Annotated in this window: 16 protein-coding genes; 6 read left to right on the top strand and 10 right to left on the bottom strand. The window is 72.1% G+C overall.

Annotated elements, in window-relative coordinates; all coding sequences use genetic code 11:
* Positions 1–77 precede the first annotated feature (77 nt).
* The 5 genes from B6R96_RS20365 to B6R96_RS20345 all read right to left on the bottom strand — a co-directional run bounded on the left by B6R96_RS20365 (position 78) and on the right by B6R96_RS20345 (position 6,531).
* Complete coding sequence (locus B6R96_RS20365) at positions 78–1,931, bottom strand: alpha/beta hydrolase (protein ID WP_081523150.1); 1,854 nt, start codon at positions 1,929–1,931, stop codon at positions 78–80.
* 9 nt (positions 1,932–1,940) lie between these two features.
* Positions 1,941–2,384, bottom strand: a complete 444-nt coding sequence (locus B6R96_RS20360; RefSeq protein WP_063782645.1) for a hypothetical protein — start codon at positions 2,382–2,384, stop codon at positions 1,941–1,943.
* Positions 2,385–2,554: 170 nt separating this feature from the next.
* Complete coding sequence (locus B6R96_RS20355) at positions 2,555–3,055, bottom strand: peptidylprolyl isomerase (RefSeq protein ID WP_030388282.1); 501 nt, start codon at positions 3,053–3,055, stop codon at positions 2,555–2,557.
* Positions 3,056–3,123: 68 nt separating this feature from the next.
* A complete protein-coding gene (locus tag B6R96_RS20350) occupies positions 3,124–5,532 on the bottom strand; it encodes a serine/threonine-protein kinase (RefSeq protein WP_078971839.1) in 2,409 nt (802 codons plus the stop codon).
* 192 nt (positions 5,533–5,724) lie between these two features.
* Complete coding sequence (locus B6R96_RS20345; protein WP_081523149.1) at positions 5,725–6,531, bottom strand: VOC family protein; 807 nt, start codon at positions 6,529–6,531, stop codon at positions 5,725–5,727.
* Positions 6,532–6,816: 285 nt separating this feature from the next.
* Between B6R96_RS20345 and B6R96_RS20340 the strand changes: the two genes are divergently transcribed.
* Positions 6,817–7,464, top strand: a complete 648-nt coding sequence (locus B6R96_RS20340; protein ID WP_030013555.1) for a TetR family transcriptional regulator — start codon at positions 6,817–6,819, stop codon at positions 7,462–7,464.
* A gap of 147 nt (positions 7,465–7,611) precedes the next feature.
* On the opposite strand, the gene B6R96_RS20335 is transcribed toward B6R96_RS20340, so the two are convergent.
* Entirely contained in the window at positions 7,612–8,085 is a 474-nt protein-coding gene (locus B6R96_RS20335; protein ID WP_030388285.1) for a nitroreductase family deazaflavin-dependent oxidoreductase, read from the bottom strand.
* Positions 8,085–9,446, bottom strand: a complete 1,362-nt coding sequence (locus B6R96_RS20330; RefSeq protein WP_081523148.1) for an acyl-CoA dehydrogenase family protein — start codon at positions 9,444–9,446, stop codon at positions 8,085–8,087. Before B6R96_RS20330 ends, B6R96_RS20335 begins: the two co-directional genes overlap by 1 nt.
* A 158-nt stretch (positions 9,447–9,604) precedes the next feature.
* Here B6R96_RS20330 and B6R96_RS20325 point away from each other — a divergent pair, with 158 nt between their 5' ends.
* Positions 9,605–10,798, top strand: a complete 1,194-nt coding sequence (locus tag B6R96_RS20325) for a thiolase C-terminal domain-containing protein (RefSeq protein WP_053174562.1) — start codon at positions 9,605–9,607, stop codon at positions 10,796–10,798.
* Between the two features lie 9 nt (positions 10,799–10,807).
* Here the strand turns inward: B6R96_RS20325 and B6R96_RS20320 are convergent, their stop codons facing one another.
* A complete protein-coding gene (locus B6R96_RS20320; protein WP_081523147.1) occupies positions 10,808–11,014 on the bottom strand; it encodes a DUF4287 domain-containing protein in 207 nt (68 codons plus the stop codon).
* Positions 11,015–12,635: 1,621 nt separating this feature from the next.
* On the opposite strand from B6R96_RS20320, the gene B6R96_RS20315 reads away from it, so the two are divergent.
* On the top strand, positions 12,636–13,337 hold the full coding sequence (locus B6R96_RS20315) for a pyridoxine/pyridoxamine 5'-phosphate oxidase (protein WP_081523146.1): 702 nt from the start codon (positions 12,636–12,638) through the stop codon (positions 13,335–13,337).
* 4 nt (positions 13,338–13,341) lie between these two features.
* On the opposite strand, the gene B6R96_RS20310 is transcribed toward B6R96_RS20315, so the two are convergent.
* Together B6R96_RS20310 and B6R96_RS20305 are read right to left on the bottom strand one after the other, a co-directional pair.
* Entirely contained in the window at positions 13,342–13,767 is a 426-nt protein-coding gene (locus B6R96_RS20310) for a Zn-ribbon domain-containing OB-fold protein (RefSeq protein WP_237291466.1), read from the bottom strand.
* A complete protein-coding gene (locus B6R96_RS20305) occupies positions 13,764–14,216 on the bottom strand; it encodes a DoxX family membrane protein (protein ID WP_081523145.1) in 453 nt (150 codons plus the stop codon). The genes B6R96_RS20310 and B6R96_RS20305 overlap by 4 nt, the downstream gene beginning before the upstream one ends.
* Before the next feature lie 206 nt (positions 14,217–14,422).
* Here B6R96_RS20305 and B6R96_RS20300 point away from each other — a divergent pair, with 206 nt between their 5' ends.
* From B6R96_RS20300 to B6R96_RS20295, 3 genes are all read left to right on the top strand, one after another.
* On the top strand, positions 14,423–15,607 hold the full coding sequence (locus tag B6R96_RS20300) for a flavin-containing monooxygenase (protein ID WP_081523144.1): 1,185 nt from the start codon (positions 14,423–14,425) through the stop codon (positions 15,605–15,607).
* 85 nt (positions 15,608–15,692) lie between these two features.
* Positions 15,693–16,091 carry a hypothetical protein gene (locus B6R96_RS37300; protein WP_159396347.1) on the top strand — a complete coding sequence of 133 codons (399 nt, stop codon included), beginning with the start codon at positions 15,693–15,695 and terminating at the stop codon, positions 16,089–16,091.
* A 283-nt stretch (positions 16,092–16,374) separates the two neighbouring features.
* Positions 16,375–18,609: an acetate--CoA ligase family protein gene (locus tag B6R96_RS20295; RefSeq protein ID WP_081523143.1), complete on the top strand. Its 2,235-nt coding sequence runs from the start codon at positions 16,375–16,377 to the stop codon at positions 18,607–18,609.
* Positions 18,610–18,639: the final 30 nt, after the last annotated feature.

Here is an 18,639-nt window from a genome sequence, read left to right as displayed (position 1 = left end):
CAAGGACGACAGCGAGAGCCTTGATCCGCAGAGATCCGGAAACCCGGCGGCCGGCGACCCGGTCCCGGGTCTTCGTGTCAGCCACGGGTGACCCTGTCGTAATGACCGGCGACGACATACGCCTGATTCTCAAGACTCTTCGAGCCCTTCCTCCAGTAGTCCCCGTGATCATTGGCGTTGTTTTCCATGATATGGGCCCCGAAATCCTCGTCGGACGGCACGTTCGACCCCCACGCGTAACCGAAGGGCAGGAGCTCCTCGTACCAGTGGGAACCGCCGCCGAGCCCGGCCGCCTTGCCGCCGGCCGGCACCTGGTCCTTGGTGAAGCCGGCCGCCTCCGACCACACGTGGTCGGCGCCGACGTCCAGGTCCTTGGCGTGGCCGACCAGCATGCCGGGGCTGCCCACGGCGATGATGTCGTCGGTGCGCAGGTCGCCGGCGTTCGATGACGCACCCACGACCGTGCTGCCGTAGCTGTGGCCGATGAGTGTGGTGTGGCTCTTCTCGTCGCCGCCCTGGACCTGCTCCAGACCGGCCATGAAGTGGTTCAGGTCGGGCGCCGCCGTGTGGGCGTACTTCTCCTTCATGGCCTCGGGGACGATGCTCTGCGGGGCGTCGTAGCCGATCCAGGTGATGGTGGACACGTTCTCGCCGGGGAGCTGGGCGTTGGTCTCCTTCCACAGCTTGGACATGTGGCCGATGTAGGTCTCGGACTTCGTGATGTCGGTGTACGTACCGGGGACGAACACCGCGGTGTGGGCCGCCGTGTCCGGGTCGCCGTTGGCGACGATGGCCCGGCCGCCGCCCTTGGTATCGAAGCCCAGCAGGTACGCCTCGGGCAGGCCGTCCGTGCCCGTGGCGTCGAACCGGGCCTGGATGGCGTTCATGCCCTTGAGGTTTTTGTCCAGGAAAGCCTTGTCCTTGGCGTACTTCTCGTCCCACTCCGACCAGGCCGGGTTGAGTACGACCGCGGGGTAGTCCCTGCCCGAGGGCACGTACTTCTGCGGCTGCGGGGGGATCCCGTCCAGCCTGATCTGGAACTGGGCTTTGGTCTCCGCCAGTACGGTGCGGTTGGCCTCGTCGCGGACCACCGAGGGCAGCCCGTCCATCGCGCCCACCTGCGCCCCGTTCAGGGACAGGTACGCGGACTGCTCGTCCGGGCTCAGGCCCTTCCACCAGTCGGCGTTCGCCTTCGGGTCGTCGCCCTTGGGCGGGGGCTTGATGTGGTCCAGGTAGTCCTTCGCGCCGCTGCGGACCTCGGCGGTGTCGCTCTCCACGTCCGCCCAGTCCTTGTCGGAGACGACCAGGTCGTCGTCCGCCTTGAGCTTGCGCAGTTTGGGCGCCCACAGGGCGTCGGCTTCGGTCGCCTCGGCGACGGCCTGCGCGATGCGGTTGGCGATCTCCACCGCCTTGCCGAAGTTCGGATTGGGGTGGATGTTCGCCGCCTGCCGCTCCAGGGCGCTGGACAGGTCGTTGGCGTCCTTCGTGGGGTCGATCACGTTCCCCGAGGGCTTGCCCTTGGCGCTGCCGGTGACGGTGCCGCCCTCGGGCAGCTTCCCGTCCTTCTCCGTACCGCCGGGCGGGTAGGTCACCGAGCCGTCGGCCCCCACCCTGAACTTCTGGTGCGCCGCGTCCTCAACGGCGTCCGCGAGCTTCTTCTTCGCCTCGGTCATCGCGGCCGCGAACGCCTTCAGCGAGGTCGCCGCCAGGCCGCATTCGACCTGCGTGTAGTGGAAGTTCTTCGCCAGTTCCCGGAGAGATCCCAGCGCCGCATCCACGGCGACGCCGTCGAGACCGGCCCGCATTCGCGCCGATATCTGGCCCTCGGTGTCACCGTACGCGTGGTCCGCCATATCGCTGACGGCCTTGAACCCGTCGGCCGCCTCGGTGAACTCGGACGGTTTCAGGGCCACGAGTGCTGCGTAGTCCATGGTTCAGGCTCACCGTCCCCCGCCACTGCCGCCCGTGGCGGGTGTGTCCTTGTACTGCCCGTTGATCTGCGCGAAGCCGCCTTTGATGGCCTCGTCGTTGTCGTACTGGCCCTTGCCGGCCTTCTCCAGCGGCCCCTGGAGGGAGGTGCACTTGCCCGACAGGCTCTCCAGGTACGTCTTCCAGGACTGGTACAGCTCCTGGTGCGCGGTGGCGCTCTGGACGCCTTCGACCGCGGCGCCCTTCTGACCCGTCTCCAGTGCGCCCACGGCGCCCTTGATGCTCGTCGACAGGCCGCCGAGGTCCTGGCTCGCCCGGTTCCAGACGGCCCGGTCGGACGTCAGATCGCCGCTGCCGCCTCCGTCAGGTGCCGCTGCGGCGCTCGCGAGGCGCATGTCCACGCCGGCCGCCGCCTGTTGTCTGAGCCCTGCCCACTCCGTGTCGAAGGTCGTCATGCCGAATCGCCCCCGTAATCGCGATTTATCTGATCAAGGGGTCATCCTACGAACACATGCTGAGGGTGATCCGTGCGGCGGTGCCGATGCCGCTGTGATGTCCCGGACATGGCGGCGGCCCCGGCCCCCGGGGAGGGGGCGGGGCCGACCGGCCGGGCTGGCGGTGGGGATCAGGCGGCGCTGACGACGCCGGAGGCCGCGATCTCGACCTTGCCCTTGGGGGCGCCGGACTGGGAGCCCAGGGCCTCGATCTGGTCCACGAGCTCCTTGCCCTCGACGACCTCGCCGAAGACGACGTGCTTGCCGTCGAGCCACGAGGTGACGACGGTGGTGATGAAGAACTGCGAGCCGTTGGTGTTGCGGCCGGCGTTCGCCATCGACAGCAGGTACGGGCGGTCGTGCTTCAGGTTGAAGTTCTCGTCCTCGAACTTCTCGCCGTAGATGGACTTGCCGCCGGTGCCGTTGTGGTTGGTGAAGTCACCGCCCTGCAGCATGAACTGGGGGATGATGCGGTGGAAGCCCGAGCCGGCGTAGCCGTAGTCGTTCTGGCCGGTGCACAGCTCACGGAAGTTGCGCGCCGTCTTCGGGACGACCTCGTCGAAGAGGGCGAAGACGATGCGGCCGGCAGGGGCGCCGTTGATGGTGATGTCGAAGTAGACGTTGTCGCTCATGGGGTCCATCCTGTCACTCCCGGTGCGGTGCGCTACCCGGCGGGGCCGCAGCCCCGCCTCCGCGCAGGTCAACCGCTCGTACGGGTACCCGTTCCCTTGGCCGCATCCAGGGCGTACACGCAGCGGTCCTTGCTGCATGCGTAGACCACGCCCGCCTCCGCCACCGGGGAGCCCGTGATCTCTCCGCCCGTGGCCAGCTTCCAGCGCAACTGGCCGCCCGCCGCGTCCAGCGTGTACAGGCAGTGGTCGGCCGAACCGAAGTGCACGCGGCCGTCCGCGACCGCCGGCAGGCCGGTGATCTCGCCGCCCGCCGCGAACCGCCACTTCGGGGTGCCGGTGACCGCGTCGAGGGTGTACAGCGCACTGCCCGCGCCCAGGTGGACGTTGCCGTTCGCGACCACCACCGGGTCCGAGGACTGCCGTGCCTCCGTCGCGATCCGCCAGCGGTCCTGCCCGGTCGCCGCGTCGAGGGCGTAGACGGTGCCCAGGTAGTCGACGAGGTAGACCCCGCCGCCCGTGATGGCCGCGCCCGGCGCGAAGGCCGCGGGCGCCAGGAAGACCGCGGGGGCCTCGAAGTGCCAGCGGACCCGGCCCGAGGCCCGGTCCACCGACAGGACGCGGGTGCCGGCCGCGATGTAGACGTTGCCGTCCGGAGCCGGAGTGACCCGCACGGGCACGTTCCCGCAGGAGGCCGCGTCCCCGATCGGGTAGGACCAGGACTCCCGGCCGCTGCGCGCGTCCAGGGCGCGCAGCCGGGCGTCCTGCCACACGTACACCGTGCCGTCGTGGAGGACCGGAGCGGCCTCCAGGGTCTCGAAGTCGCTCTGCGCGCCGGTCAGCTCCCACAGCTTGTGGCCGCTCGACGCCTCCCGGCCCTGTACGCCGCCCCCGCGCGTGGCGGTGACGACCGTGCCGCGCTCGGCGCGCACCGCGTACACCCAGGCGTCGGTGGACAGCCGCCACCGCTCGGAGCCGTCACCGGCGTCGAGCGCGTAGAGGGACGGGCCGTCGGAGGCGTGGATCCGGCCGTCGGCGACCGCCATGGACCAGGCGACGTCGCGGGTCTTGAACTGGCGGCGGCCGCTCGCCACGTCCAGTGCGTGGACCTCGAAGGAGGTCACGTAGAGCAGGTTCCCGGCGACGGTCGGGGTGCCCCAGACCTCGTTGGACATGCGGAAGCGCCACGGCCGCCAGCGGCCGCTGTCCGGGGCCGGGCCGGGGCCCGGTACGGAGCCCGGTACGGGCTGCACCGCCGAGGGGGTGGCCACCGAACCGCCGGGCGGGCGGATCCAGCCGGTCGCCGAGTCCGCCGCGGCGGCGGAGGCGTGCGCGGCCGGGGCCGCGGCGCTCGCGCGCGGCCCGGGCCCGATCGGCACCGGCGAGCCGCCCAGGCGCACCGGCTCGCCCGAGGGCACCGGCGACATCGGCGGGTGGTGCGGCCGCTGCGGGACGGCCTGGCCGGTCCGCGGGTCCACCCACGAGTCGACACCGCGGGGGCGGCGGTGCGTGGCGGCCTCGGAGGCCGCCCCGCGGCCGCCGGAGCGCGGGCCGGGCGCCGGCACCACGGGGGCGGGCGGCGTACGGTGCCCCGCGCGCCGGGCCTCGATCATCGCGACGGCCCGGGCGGGCAGCCACGCCGAGGCGGTCCCGCTGTCGTCACCGCCGTCGAAGAGGTGCGGGGCGAGCTGCGCCTGGAGGTCGGCCGGGGTGGGCCGGAGCGTGGCGTCCATCTGCATGCAGGAGTCGATCAGCGGCCGCAGCTCGGCGGGCAGCCCCTCCAGGTTGGGTCCCTCGCGCAGCAGCATGAAGACCGTCTCCACCGGGTTCGCCCCGTGGTACGGCGGGTGCCCGGTGGCGGCGAAGACAAGGGTGGAGCCGAGCGAGAAGACGTCGCTGGCGCCCTTGACGCTGCGCGAGTCCTTCGCCTGCTCGGGCGACATGTAGGCGGGGGTGCCGACGGCGACGTTCGTCATGGTCAGGCGGGTGTTGGACACCCCGCTGGCGATACCGAAGTCGATCACGCGCGGGCCGTCCTCGACGACGAGCACGTTGGACGGCTTCAGGTCGCGGTGGACCAGGCCGGCGCCGTGGATGGACTGCAGGGCCTCGGCGATGCCGGCCGCGAGCCACCGTACGGCCTGGGCGGGCATGGGCCCGCACTCGTTGACGATCTCCTCCAGGGAGGGCGCCGGGACGTACGCGGTCGCCAGCCACGGCACGGCGGCACGCGGATCGGCGTCGACCACGGCCGCGGTGTAGAAGCCGGAGACGGCGCGGGCCGCCTCCACCTCGCGCGTGAAGCGGACGCGGAAGAGCTGGTCCTCGGCGAGCTCGGTGCGCACCGTCTTGATCGCGACCCGCCGTCCGGACGCGGACCGCGCGAGATAGACCAGCCCCATGCCGCCGGCGCCGAGCCGTCCCAGCACCTCGAAGGGGCCGATCCGTCTCGGGTCGTGCTGCGTCAGCTGCTCCACCACTCGCCTCCACACCTCCCCGTACGGGCCACTCACCGGGCCCGCTTCCACCGGCACGGGGCCCTGCCCCGTGCAGCGTCTCACCCCGGGCGCCGCCCGGGTCGAGCAACCCCGATTCTGTCAGGCCCGGACCCGGTCCGGCCCCGGCACGTCGAGCAGCGCGGTGTGATCTGCCCGGCGATCCGTCCGGGCGACCTACGCGCCGGGCTCCGTGCGGGGCTCCGTGCGGGGCTCCGAGAGCAGTCCGAAGACCGCCCCCTGATTGTCGGCGACGACCGCGATCCGCCCGTAGGGGGTGTCGAAGGGGTCGGCGGTGACCCGGCCGCCGAGCCGCTGCACGGTGATGACCGACTGGTCGCAGTCCGGTACGGCGAAGTACGCGAGGAAGTGCGCGGGCATGATCTCGGGGAAGGCGTCGGTGATCAGGCTCCGGCCCAGGACGGCGGTGTCCGTGCCGGGCGCCGCCCCGGGCGGGGACCAGATGCGGTACTCGACGCCGGCGTCGTCCTGGTCCTGCGGGACGTAGCCGAAGACCTTGGCGTAGAAGACGTCGACGGCGTCGCGGGCCCGCGTGTAGACCTCGCTCCAGCAGTACGTGTACGGCTCCTGCTGGGCCTCGAAACCGTGGTGGGTGCCGGGCTGCCACAGGCCGAAGACGGCTCCGCCGGGGTCTGCGGCCATCGCGGCGGTGCCGTACGGGCCGACCGGCATCGGGTCCATGACCATCTGGCCGCCGGCGGCGCGGATGCGCTGCGCGCAGGCGTAGGCGTCGTTGGTGTAGAGGTAGATCCCCCAGACGGTGGGCATGCGGCCGTCGGGCTTGGGGGCGAGGGCGGCGACGTTGCGGCCGCGGCTGTAGGCCTGGGTGTAGTGGCCGTACTCGGCGCCCGCACTGCCGGCGAAGGTCCACCCGAAGAGCTCACCGTAGAACCGCTTGCCCGCCTCGACGTCCGGAAGCGAGGCGTCCACCCAGCAGGGTGCGCCTTCCACGAATGCGGCCATGGGCCCGTTTCCTTCCGTTGTGCGGGGGTGTGTACCCTCCCACCTCTCCCAGCCATGATCTGCCCGAAAACTTGTCCACAGCCTGTTGATAAGACTATTCGGGGGAAACCTTGCGGAACCGGGCGACACGCCCGGAGCGGGGATGGGGGCGCGCAGAGCCCGTTTCCCGGCCTGAATGCGCCCCCATGATCGGTCGGGATCGCCTTCAGCCCAGGCCAGGGACCCCGTAACCCCATTTGCAGGCGGCCGAATAGCGCGCCGATCACCCCTCGGTAAGCTGACGGCATGACAGGACAAGTACGCACCGTCGACGGGCGTGTCGCCGGCCGGCGCGGCCAGGCGACGCGGCAGAAGCTGCTCGACTGCCTCAGCGAGATGCTCAGCTCCTCGCCGTACCGCGACGTCAAAGTGATCGACGTCGCCCGCAAGGCCGGTACCTCCCCCGCGACCTTCTACCAGTACTTCCCGGACGTCGAGGGCGCCGTCCTGGAGATCGCCGAACAAATGGCCACCGAGGGCGCGCAGTTGACGTCGCTCGTCGAGGGTCGGACCTGGGTCGGCAAGTCAGGTTGGGCCGCCGCCGAGGAACTCGTCGAGGGATTCCTGGAGTTCTGGCGCCGCAACGACGCGATCCTGCGGGTCGTCGACCTCGGCGCGGCCGAGGGCGACAAGCGCTTCTACAAGATCCGCATGAAGATCCTGAACTCGGTCACCAACTCCCTCACGGAATCGATGAAGGAGCTCCAGGCCAAGGGCAAGGTCGACAAGGACATCAGCCCCGCGGCGATGGCCGGTTCGCTGGTCGCGATGCTGGCCGCGGTCGCCTCGCACCAGAAGGGCTTCCAGACCTGGGGCGTCAAGCAGGCCGAGCTCAAGCCGAACCTGGCGCTGCTCGTCCACCTCGGCATCACGGGCAAGAAGCCGACGAAGTAGCGGCGGACCCCCGGACGTCCTCCAGGGGCCCGCCGACCTCGCCGACCTCGCCGACCTCGCCGTCGACGCCATCGACGCCGACCGGGCCGCCAACTCCGTCCACGCCGTTCACGCCGTCCGCTCCGTGCACGCGGATCGCGCCTGCGATCAGCGACGCTCCAGGCGGAACAGCCGGATCTCGCGCTCGATGCGCGCCTGGTACGTCGCGTACGGCGGCCAGAACCTCAGCACCGCCTGCCAGGCCTCCGCGCGTTCCTCACCCGCCAGCAGCCGGGCCCGGACGGGGATGTCCCGGCCTTGCCAACTCACGTCCGCGTCCGGGTGCTTGAGCAGGTTCCCGGTCCATGCCGGGTGCCCGGGGCGGCCGAAGTTGGATCCGATCAGGATCCACGTCGTGCCGCCGTCCTCCGGCATGCAGGCGAGCGGGGTCGTGCGCGGCTCACCGGTCTTGGCGCCCTTGGCGGTGAGGATCACCCCCGGCAGCATCTGGGCGCTGAGGATGACCCTGCCGCGGGTCAGCCTGTGCACCGCCTTGTCCATGGCGGGGATGAAGTGCGGTGCGATCTTCGCGAAGAGCATGGTCGAGGAGACCTTCTGCATCAGCTTGACGCCGGGAGCCATCAGACGGCCACCTTCTCGGGTGCGGGCGGGAACGGGGGCGGGGGTGTCGACGTGGACGTGGACGTGGTGGGAGCGGATGCCGCGGCCGGGCCCTGCGCCGGATCCGACGGGCCGTGCGCCGGATCCGCCGGGTTCACGGTCGGATCCGCTTCGGCGGCCCGGGCGCGGTGTCCCGGCGGCGCGGCGGCCGCGGCCGGGTCCGTGAACAGGCCCGCGCGGTCGGCGGCGTGCGCCCGCAGCCGGTGGACCGGGCCGAACAGCAGCTCGTCGGCGGCCGCCCGCTTGAAGTAGAGGTGCGCGTCGTGCTCCCAGGTGAAGCCGATGCCGCCGTGCAGCTGGATCGCCTCGCCCGCGGTCACCCGGAGGGCCTCCAGGGCCTGGGCGAGCGCGAGGCCGCCCTGATCCGGGTCCCAGGCGGCGTAGTAGGCCGCCGAGCGGGCCGCCTGCACCTGGACGTACAGATCGGCGAGCCGGTGCTTGACCGCCTGGAAGGACCCGATCGCCCGGCCGAACTGCTCACGCTGACGGACGTACTCGACCGTACGGGCGAGCGCCTGGCCCGCCGCCCCGACCGCCTCGGCGGCCAGCACGGCGGAGGCGGTACGCCCCGTCGCGGCGAGGGCGGCCGGCACATCGGCCGCCTCATCCCCGAGCAGCTCCGCGGGTGTCTGCCGGAGCTGGATCCCGGCCTGCGGCCGGGTCTCGTCCAGGACCGCCTGCCGGGACCGTACGAGGCCGGGCGCATCCTCCCGTACGAGGAACAGCAGCGTGCGGCTGCGCGCGAAGCCACCGGTGTGCGCGGCGACCAGCAGCAGCCCGGCGCTGTGCCCGTCGAGCACCTGCGCGGCCTCCCCGTAGAGCCGCCAGCCGCCCCCGTCCGCGTCGGCACGGGCCTGCACGCCGCCCGCGCGGCCGCCGCCGGCCCACTGCCCGGAGGCGTCCTCGCCGGTCAGCGCGAGGGCGGTGGCCAGAGCCGGGCCGCTGACGGCGAGGGCGGCGGTCAGCCCGCCCGTCGCGAGCGGCGGCAGCAGCGCGGAGCGCTGGGCCGCGGAGCCGAGGGCGGTGATCAGCGGCACGCACAGCGCGGCGGTGGCCAGCAGTGGCGAGGGCAACAGCGCCCGGCCGGTCTCCTCGCAGGCCAGGGCCAGGTCGGCGGGGGTGCAGCCGACGCCGCCGTACTCCTCGGCGATGGCGATGCCCGGCAGCCCGAGCTGCCGGGCGAGCTGCTGCCACAGCTCGCGGTCGTGTCCGGCGGTGGTGCGGACCGCGGCCTTGACCTCGTCGGGGCCGCAGCGTTTGCCCAGGATCTCGCGCAGGGTACGGCGTATCTCGTCCTGCTCCGCGGTGAAGGCGGCATCCATCGTCGGGCTCCTCCCGGGGGCACCTCCCAGCGGTGGCCGGGAGATATCTGACGGGCCGTCATGTTAGGCCCGGCGGAGGCAGATGCACAGGGGGCGGCGGGAGCGGGTTGCGCGGCGGGGTCTAGCATCTGACATGCCGTCAGATATACCGTCCCTTCATGCCTGGACTCACATCTGCACCCACCTCCCGCCCCCGCCGGAGGGTCGCGGTGGTCGGCGTCGCACTCTCGGACTGCGGCCGGGTCGACGGCCCCACCCCCTACGCCCTGCACGCACAGGCCGCCCGGCGCGCCCTGGCCGACTCCGGCCTGGACCGCTCCGTCATCGACGGCTTCGCCTCGGCCGGCCTCGGCACGCTGGCACCGGTGGAGGTCGCCGAGTACCTGGGCCTGCGCCCCACCTGGGTCGACTCCACCTCGGTGGGCGGCTCGACCTGGGAGGTCATGGCCGCGCACGCGGCCGACGCCATCGCCGCCGGGCACGCCAACGCCGTGCTCCTCGTCTACGGATCCACGGCCCGGGCGGACATCAAGGCGCGCCGTCGGACCTCGAACCTCTCCTTCGGGGCACGGGGACCGCTGCAGTTCGAGGTCCCGTACGGCCACACGCTGATCTCCAAGTACGCCATGGCCGCCCGCCGGCACATGCACGAGTACGGGACGACGCTCGAGCAGCTCGCCTCGGTGGCCGTACAGGCCCGCGCGAACGCCGCCACGAACCCGGACGCGATGTTCCGCGACCCGATCACCGTCGAGGACGTCCTCGGCGGCGACATGATCGCCGACCCCTTCACCAAGCTGCACTGCTGCATCCGCTCGGACGGCGGCTGCGCGGTGCTCCTGGCCGCGGAGGACTACGTACCCGACACCGCGAAGGCCCCCGTCTGGGTCCTGGGCGCGGGCACGTCCGTCTCCCACACCACCATGTCGGAATGGGAGGACTTCACGGTGTCCCCGGCGGCCGTCTCGGGCCGCATCGCCTTCGAACGGGCCGGCCTCACCCCTGCGGACGTCGACCTCGCGGAGATCTACGACGCCTTCACCTACATGACCCTGGTGACCCTGGAGGACCTCGGCTTCTGCGCGAAGGGCGAGGGCGGGGCCTTCGTCGAGAAGGGCCGCCTGCTGCGCGACGGGGAACTCCCGGTCAACACCGACGGCGGCGGCCTCTCGGCCTGCCACCCCGGCATGCGCGGCCTGTTCCTCCTGGTCGAGGCCGTCCGCCAACTCCGCGGCGAGGCGGGCCCGGGCCAGGTCACCAAACCCGGCGGCCGCCTCCCGGAGGTCGCCGTGGCCTCGGGCACGGGCGGCTGGTTCTGCTCGTCGGGGACGGTCCTGCTGGGGCGGGGGTGAGGGGGCGGCCTACTTCCCCTCGGCGAGGGTGTGCGCGACGAGCGCGTTGGCGTGACCGTGCCCGAGGCCGTGCTCGGTCTTGAGCCAGGAGACGAGCTCCATGTGCTTGGTCAGCGGCGAGGACCGAACGAGGTCCTGCCACTCCCCGATCGGACGCCCGTACTTCTTCTCGATCAAGGGGAAGTAGCTGGCGGGGCCCTTGACTGTCTCGGCCATGATGCGTCTCCTCCGTGGGACGGGTGCGGGATGCGCCGTCGCGTTCTGAAGGTATGACCGCGGCGGGAACGAAAACTCATCGGCCGGGGCGAACATTCTTCGGGAGCGGGGACTTCAGGGGCGGCGGGGAGGCGGAGCCCGGACGGTCGGGGACGAAATGCGAGGGCGGGGGCTTCAGGGGCGGCACCTGCTGGGCCGGTAGTCAGAGACGCGTATGGGGGTTTCCCGTCAGTCTCATCGTCTCTCCGTGTCGGGCCGGCCCCTCAAGGGCGCTCGTTCCTCGCGTCGCTTCGCGATTTCGCTGCGCTCAACCCTTGACCGACCGTCCCGCCCCGGACATACGAAGACTGCCGGGAAACCCCCAAAGGAACGGGCCGGGCCCAGCCTTTACGGACGGGCACGTCAGAGACCCGCGAGCACGCCGGGCGTGGGCACGCCCCCGAGGCGGGCTCATCTTGAGCGTCCTGCCGGGTCGGTGGGCGCGCCAAATCGCTACGCGCTCCTCACCCCTCAGCGTCCGGCGACCGTCTTGGGCTGGACATAGGCCGCCCACGGGGCCGTTGGTGCTCCTCGGTCACGCGTCCGACGACCGCCTTGGGCTGGGCATATGCCGCCCACGGGCCGTTGGCGCTCCTCACGTCTCAGCGTCCGACGACCGTCTGGGGCTGGGCATAAGCCGCCCACGACCCGCTGGCGCTCCTCGATCACGCGTCCGGCGACCGTCTCGGGTCGTTGGGAGGGTCTGACGGCCGATCCTTCGGCTATTTCGTCGTGGATCCGGGTCAGCGCCGGACCGAGCCCACAAACAGGGGCACATACGGGAGCAATTGGTGCAAACTGTCGGCCTTTTGCGGCATCCATGTGCGCTGACCCGCATCCACGACGAAATAGCCGCTGTCCCACGCCTTTCCACCCCGGATAGGCGGCAGTCGCGGTCGTCGAGAAGCATCAACAGCCCGTGGGCGGCCTATGCCCAGCCCAAGGCGGTCGTCGGACGCATGTCGAGCCTCGAACCGAGCTCGTGGGCGGCCTATGCCCAGCCCAAGACGGTCGTCGGACGCTGAGAGGTGAGGAGCGCGTAGCGATTGGCTGCGCTTCCCCCGACCCGGGAGGCGGCTCGGGATGAGCCCGCCTCGGGGGCGTGCGTGCGCCCGGCCTGCTCGGGCATCGCCGACCTCCCCGTCCCTGAAGACTTGGCCCGGCCCGTTCCTTTGGGGGTTTCCCGGCAGTCTTCGTATGTCCGGGGCGGGACGGTCGGTCAAGGGTTGAGCGCAGCGAAATCGCGAAGCGACGCGACGAAGGAGCGCCCTTGAGGGACCGGCCCGACACGGAGAGACGATGAGACTGACGGGAAACCCCCATACACATCTCTGACTACCGGCCCAGCAGGTCCCGCCCACCAACGCCACCCCGCACCAACCTACCCCGCCCGACGACACCCCCGCCCCCAAAGCAGCCCCGCGCCCACCAGCCGCCGCCCAGGCACCCCCCTCCCCCGCGCCCCACCCCGCACCAACCGACCCCGCCCACCCACACCCCCGCCCCCGAAGCCCCCCCCACCGCACCGGTCGGCCCCCGCCCCTCTGGCCCCCTCCCCCCGCCCTGCTGTTCCATGGGGCTCATGACCAGCGATGCCCGCGGATCCGGCCAGACCGGCGAAGCCGCCCCCGACGACTTCCGCGCCACCCTGCACTCCCTGCGCGTGTGGGACTCACCGCTCCCGGGGTTCGACCCGGCCGCCGCGCCCCGTGAGCCGGTGGCGCTGTTTCGGGAGTGGTTCGTGCATGCCGCCCGCGCAGGGCAGTTGGAGCCGCACACCATGAGTCTGGCGACGGTGGACGGGGACGGGCGGCCCGATGTGCGGACGTTGATGCTGCACGACGTCGACGCGCGCGGCTGGCACTTCGCCTCGCACGCCACCAGCGCCAAGGGCGTGCAGCTGGCGGCCCGCCCGGAGGCGGCCCTCGGCTTCTACTGGCCCTCCGTGGGGCGCCAGGTCCGCGTCCGGGGCCGGGTCACCGCCTGCGGGCCCGAGGAGAGCCGGGCGGACCTGGCGGTCCGCTCGCGGGGTGCGCTCGCCGCCGCGCTCACGGGCCGGCAGAGCGAGGTGCTCGGCTCCGTGGAGGAGCTGGCGCGGGTCTCGGCGGCGGCCTGGGAGCGGGCCGGGTCGGAGCCGGACGCGCCGGCTCCGACCTGGACGCGGTACGTACTGGATCCCGCCGAGGTGGAGTTCTTCCAGGGGGACGCCGCGCGCCGGCACATCCGCCTGCGGTACTCCCGTACCGCAAGCGGCTCATGGGACCGCGAGCTGCTCTGGCCCTGATCCGTCAGTCCGGCGGGGCCGGCCGGAAGACCGGCACCCACACTCCGTCCGCCGTCTCGCGGAAGGTGACCGTCAGCGGCATGCCGATGCGCAGGTCCGCCGCCTCGCAGTCCACCACCTCGGTCATCATCCGCGGGCCTTCGGCGAGGTCGACGACGGCCGCCGTGTACGGGACGCGCGTGCCGAACGGCGGGAGGTCGTTGCGGTGGATCACCGACCACGTGTAGAGGGTCGCCCGGCCGCTCGCCGGCTCCCATGCGACGCGGTCCTCGCCCGCCCAGCAGAACGGGCAGAACTCGCGCGGGTAGTGGTGCGCCCGCCCGCAGTCGGCGCAGCGCCGCAGCAGCAGCCCGCCCTGGGCCGCGGCGTCCCAGTAGGGGCGGGTGAAGTCGTCGGCCTCGGGGAGGTCGTGGCGCACGGCGGCGGTCACAGGAACAGTCCGATCGCCGCGTCGAGGGACCAGGTCTGCCAGGACATGGCGAGGAGCGCGACGAGCGAGATGAGCGCCATCATCGCGTTCTGGCCCTGCTCGGCCCAGTCGTGGATCATCAGTACGAGGTAGAGCAGGTTCAGCAGCAGGCCTCCGACCAGGGCGACCGGGGTGAGGAGGCCGAGGACCAGGCCCAGCCCGAGGGCGAGTTCGGCGTAGACGACGATGTACGCCATCGCCTTCGGCCGGGGTGCGACGACCCGCTCGAAGCCGCCTTTGACGAAGGTCCAACGGTGTTTGCCGGCGACGTCGGCGGCCCAGGCGATGCCGGTGCCGCGTTCGAACCAGCCCTTCTTGTCCTTGTGCCGCCAGCTCTCCAGCCACCACAGGCCGAGGCCTATCCGGAGCACGGCGAGCCATTCGGCCCCACTGAGCCAGATGGTCTGCATCGGCAGCCCCCACCCCTCTCGCGATCGACGCGCACGCTCTATCTGACGGTACGTCAGTTGAGCGGATCCGGGGCGTTCACGCAAGGCCCCGGTCGGCCGCGGATCCACGGACCCCCGCGTGGCCGCGGCGGTCCGTGATCGATCCGCAATCGATTCCCCGCCCGACCGAGACCCATCAACCCAGCGTGGCGATACGATCACACCTCATGCCCGGAGACCCGACAGCACCCGACATGACCACCCAGCCCCGCCCCGTGTACGTCATCGGGGCCGGCCCCGGCGGCCTCGCCGCGGCCGCCGCGCTGCGCGCCCGCGGGGTCCGTGCGGTGGTCGTCGAGAAGTCCGACGAGGTCGGCACGTCCTGGCGACGCCACTACGACCGGCTGCGCCTGCACACCACGCGCCGCCTCTCCGCCCTCCCGGGCCTGGCGATGCCGCGCCGCTTCGGGCGCTGGGTCTCCCGCGACGATGTGGTGCGCTACCTGGAGAAGTACGCCGAGTTCCACGAGCTGGAGCTGGTGACCGGCGTGGAGGTCACCCGGATCGAGCGCGCCCCCGAGGGCGAGGACGGCTGGATCCTGCACGCCACCGGCGGGCGGGAGCTGGCCGCAGCGGCCGTCGTCATCGCCACCGGGTACAACCACACGCCCGCGCTGCCCGACTGGCCGGGCAGGGACGCGTACGAGGGCCGGCTGGTGCACGCCCGCGAGTACCGCAACCCCGGCCCCTACGCGGGCCAGGACGTCCTCGTCGTCGGCGTCGGCAACACCGGCGCCGAGATCGCCGTCGACCTCGTCGAGGGCGGTGCGGCGCGGGTGCGGCTCGCCGTGCGCACCGCGCCGCACATCATGCGCCGCTCCACCGCCGGCTGGCCGGCCCAGCGCAGCGGGATCCTCGTGCGCCGGCTGCCGGCGCCGCTCGTGGACCGGCTGTCGGCGGTCGTCGCCCGGGCGTCCGTGCCGGACCTGTCGGCGTACGGGCTTCCGCGCCCCGCCACCGGCCTGTACAGCAGGGTGAAGCAGGGGTCGATACCGGTTCAGGACGTCGGCCTGATCGACGCGGTCCGCAGCGGCAGGGTGGAGCCGGTGGCCGCCGTCGAGGCCTTCGACGGCGCCGAGGTGGTGCTCGCGGACGGCTCGCGGATCACGCCGGACGCGGTGATCGCGGCGACCGGCTACCGCCGGGCGCTGGAGGGACTGGTCGGCCACCTGGGGGTGCTGGACGAGCGCGGCCGGCCCCGTACGCACGGCGCCCGCTGCCCCGAGCAGGCCCGCGGCCTGTACTTCACGGGCTTCTCGAACCCGATCAGCGGGATGTTCCGGGAGATGGCCCTGGACGCGGAGAAGATCGCCAAGGCGGTCTCCCGGCGGTCCGGAGCGCGTGCCTCGTGAAGCTGCCCGGCCCGAACGCCCCGGCCCGGATCCGGGAGGCCGCCCCGACCGCGTGGGGTCCGAACACGTGAGAACCCTCCCATCGATGCGAGTGGTCGCACTGCTCCTGGCTCTTTCCGCTCCTGTCGTGTCTTCCTGTGCGGCCCTCGAGGACGCCGGGGCGGGGTATCCGAAGGCCGTCTTGGCCGATCGGGACTCACTGGTCCGCTCCTGGGGAGCGGGCGGAAGCGAAGTCGTCCTGAAGGCGGACGGTTCATTCGAATCCAAGGGTGTCGACTTCGGCAAACAGGACTGCCGTGAAGGGGTTCCGGATCCAGGGGCCGGCACCTGGTCGTCCATTGACACGGGTCAGGGGGTGACGAGGATCCAGCTGAAGTTCGGAACCGGATGCTTCGGCTCGCTCTGGGTCGGAACGATCGACGGTGCGACCGTGCTGTGGCGGGAGACGAGCCCGGAGAAGCACGAATTCACCTCTCTGCAGTAGGTGTGCTCGGTCCGGGCGATCGCGGCGGGGCTGGGCCGCAGCCCTCCCACGGCCGGCCGGGCCGTTCGTCCTCCGGCACGCCCGATCCGCGGCGGAGGGGCCGGGTCGGCCGAATCGCGCCCTGGACCGGTCCCGGCGGGATCTGTCACCGTTCACTTCACCACACCACCTCCACACCTTTCCTGCGCAGCCCTGTTCCTGACGGCACGTCAGTTCAGTAATCTGACTACACGTCAGTTATTGAGTTCCATCGAGGTTCATCGAGCAGGAGTGGGCGGCAACGATGCTTGGATCTACTCACGGCACCCTCACCACCGACTTCCGCGCACGTGTCGAGGCCTGCGGGGAGTCTCCCAGGACCGCCGTCCACTCGTCGGCGGCCCCCTCCTCCGACGACGCGGTCCCCCTCGACGTCAGCGGACGACCGCTGCACGCCGACGTCCCCGACCTGGACCGGTTCTTCCGACCCGAGTCCGTCGCCGTCATCGGCGCCTCCGACGCCGAGGGCAAACCCAACACCGGCATCACCCGCCAGCTCATCGCCTGGGCGGAGCGCGTCGGCGCCCGGCTCCACCCCGTGCACCCCACCCGCCCCACCGTCTTCGGGCTGACCTGCCACGCCTCCGTGAGCGAGCTTCCCGAGCAGGTGGACCTCGCCGTCCTCCTCATCGCCGACCCGCTCCCCGTCATCGAGGAACTGGCCGAGACCAAGGTCAAGTTCGCCGTCGCCTTCGCCTCCGGATTCGCGGAGACCGGCGACGCGGGCGCGGCCGCCCAGGAGCGGCTCGGCGCCGCCGTGCAGCGCTCGGGACTGCGCCTGCTGGGCCCCAACACCAACCTGAACGCCTTCGAGGAGTTCCGCGAGGACCTCGACGGCCCCGCGATCGCCCTGATCACCCAGTCCGGTCACCAGGGCCGGCCCGTCTACACCCTCCAGGAGCTCGGCATCCGGCTCTCCCACTGGGCGCCGACCGGCAACGAGGCCGACCTGGAGACCGCCGACTTCATCTCCTACTTCGCCGAGCAGCCCGAGGTGGGGGCCATCGCCTGCTACGTGGAGGGCCTCAAGGACGGCCGGTCCTTCCTGCTCGCCGCCGACCGGGCCGCCCGCAACGGGGTCCCGGTCGTCGCCGTCAAGGTCGGCCGCACCGAGACCGGCGCGCGCATGGCCGCCTCCCACACCGGGAAGCTGACCGGCGCCGACACCGTCGTGGACGCCGCCATGCGCCAGTTCGGCGTCATCCGCGTCGACGGGCTCGACGAGCTCCAGGACACCGCGGCCCTGCTCGCCCGCGCCCGGAGGCCGAAGGCCGACGGGGTCGTCGTCTACTCGATCTCCGGCGGCACCGGGGCCCACTTCTCCGACCTGGCCACGGAGGCGGGCCTGACCCTGCCCACCCTCTCGCAGGCCAAGCAGGACGAGCTCCACCAGTGGATCCCCGCGTACCTGAACGTCGCGAACCCCGTCGACAACGGCGGCCACCCGGTCGGCGACTGGCGCGGCCGGAAGATCATCGACGCGCTCCTCGCCGACCCCGACGTGGGCGTCCTGATCTGCCCGATCACCGGCCCCTTCCCGCCCATGAGCGACAGGCTCGCGCAGGACCTGGTGGACGCGGCCGAGCAGAGCGACAAGCTGATCTGCGTGATCTGGGGCTCCCCCGTCGGCACCGAGGACGCCTACCGCACCACCCTCCTCGGCTCCTCCCGCGTGGCCACCTTCCGCACCTTCGGCAACTGCATCACCGCCGTCCGCGCCTATCTCGGCCACCACCGCTTCACCGCCGGCTACCGCTCCCCGTTCGAGGACGCGCCCCGCACGCCCTCGCCCTCGTACCGCAAGGCGCAGGCCCTCATGCGGCCGTCGCAGCAGCTCAGCGAGCACGCGGCGAAGCAGCTCCTGCGCGCCTACGGGATACGGGTGCCCCGCGAGCAGCTGGTGACGAGCGCGGCGGCGGCGGTCCGCGCCGCCGGGCTGGTCGGCTACCCGGTGGTGATGAAGGCCTCGGGCCCGCAGCTGGGCCACAAGACGGAACTCGGCCTCGTGAAGATCGGCCTCACCTCGGCGAGCCAGATCCGCGACGCGTACCGGGAGCTGACCGACATCGCGCGCTACGAGAACGTGCCGCTCGACGGGATCCTGGTCTGCCAGATGGTGGAGCGGGGCGTGGAGATGGTCGTCGGCGTGACCCAGGACGACCTGTTCGGCCCCACCGTCACGGTCGGGCTGGGCGGGGTCCTGGTGGAGGTCCTGCACGACGCGGCGGTCCGCGTGCCGCCGTTCGGCGAGGACCAGGCGCGGGCGATGCTGAGGGAGCTGCGCGGGCATGCGCTGCTGGAGGGCGTGCGGGGGGCTCCGCCGGCGGATGTGGACGCCCTCGTGGAGGTCGTGCTGCGGATCCAGCGGATGGCCCTGGAACTGGGCGACGAGCTGTCCGAGCTGGACATCAACCCCCTGATGGTCCTCCCCCGCGGCCAGGGGGCGGTGGCTCTGGACGCCCTCGCCATCTGCCGCTGAGCTGCGCGGCCGGAGGATCCGGCCGCGCCG

This window comes from Streptomyces sp. Sge12, from assembly GCF_002080455.1.
Lineage (GTDB): Bacteria > Actinomycetota > Actinomycetes > Streptomycetales > Streptomycetaceae > Streptomyces.
This window is presented reverse-complemented; position numbering and strand designations above follow the sequence as displayed.

Bases quoted from the DNA above. Each gene is read 5' to 3' on its own strand.
- B6R96_RS20300 (WP_081523144.1), top strand. From the start codon at position 14,423: ATGCCCGGAGACCCGACAGCACCCGACATGACCACCCAGCCCCGCCCC.
- B6R96_RS20365 (WP_081523150.1), bottom strand. From the start codon at position 1,931: ATGGACTACGCAGCACTCGTGGCCCTGAAACCGTCCGAGTTCACCGAG.
- B6R96_RS20320 (WP_081523147.1), bottom strand. From the start codon at position 11,014: ATGGCCGAGACAGTCAAGGGCCCCGCCAGCTACTTCCCCTTGATCGAG.
- B6R96_RS20335 (WP_030388285.1), bottom strand. From the start codon at position 8,085: ATGGCTCCCGGCGTCAAGCTGATGCAGAAGGTCTCCTCGACCATGCTC.
- B6R96_RS20305 (WP_081523145.1), bottom strand. From the start codon at position 14,216: ATGCAGACCATCTGGCTCAGTGGGGCCGAATGGCTCGCCGTGCTCCGG.
- B6R96_RS20355 (WP_030388282.1), bottom strand. From the start codon at position 3,055: ATGAGCGACAACGTCTACTTCGACATCACCATCAACGGCGCCCCTGCC.
- B6R96_RS20360 (WP_063782645.1), bottom strand. From the start codon at position 2,384: ATGACGACCTTCGACACGGAGTGGGCAGGGCTCAGACAACAGGCGGCG.
- B6R96_RS20295 (WP_081523143.1), top strand. From the start codon at position 16,375: ATGCTTGGATCTACTCACGGCACCCTCACCACCGACTTCCGCGCACGT.
- B6R96_RS20315 (WP_081523146.1), top strand. From the start codon at position 12,636: ATGACCAGCGATGCCCGCGGATCCGGCCAGACCGGCGAAGCCGCCCCC.
- B6R96_RS20345 (WP_081523149.1), bottom strand. From the start codon at position 6,531: ATGGCCGCATTCGTGGAAGGCGCACCCTGCTGGGTGGACGCCTCGCTT.
- B6R96_RS20325 (WP_053174562.1), top strand. From the start codon at position 9,605: ATGCCTGGACTCACATCTGCACCCACCTCCCGCCCCCGCCGGAGGGTC.
- B6R96_RS20330 (WP_081523148.1), bottom strand. From the start codon at position 9,446: ATGGATGCCGCCTTCACCGCGGAGCAGGACGAGATACGCCGTACCCTG.
- B6R96_RS37300 (WP_159396347.1), top strand. From the start codon at position 15,693: ATGCGAGTGGTCGCACTGCTCCTGGCTCTTTCCGCTCCTGTCGTGTCT.
- B6R96_RS20340 (WP_030013555.1), top strand. From the start codon at position 6,817: ATGACAGGACAAGTACGCACCGTCGACGGGCGTGTCGCCGGCCGGCGC.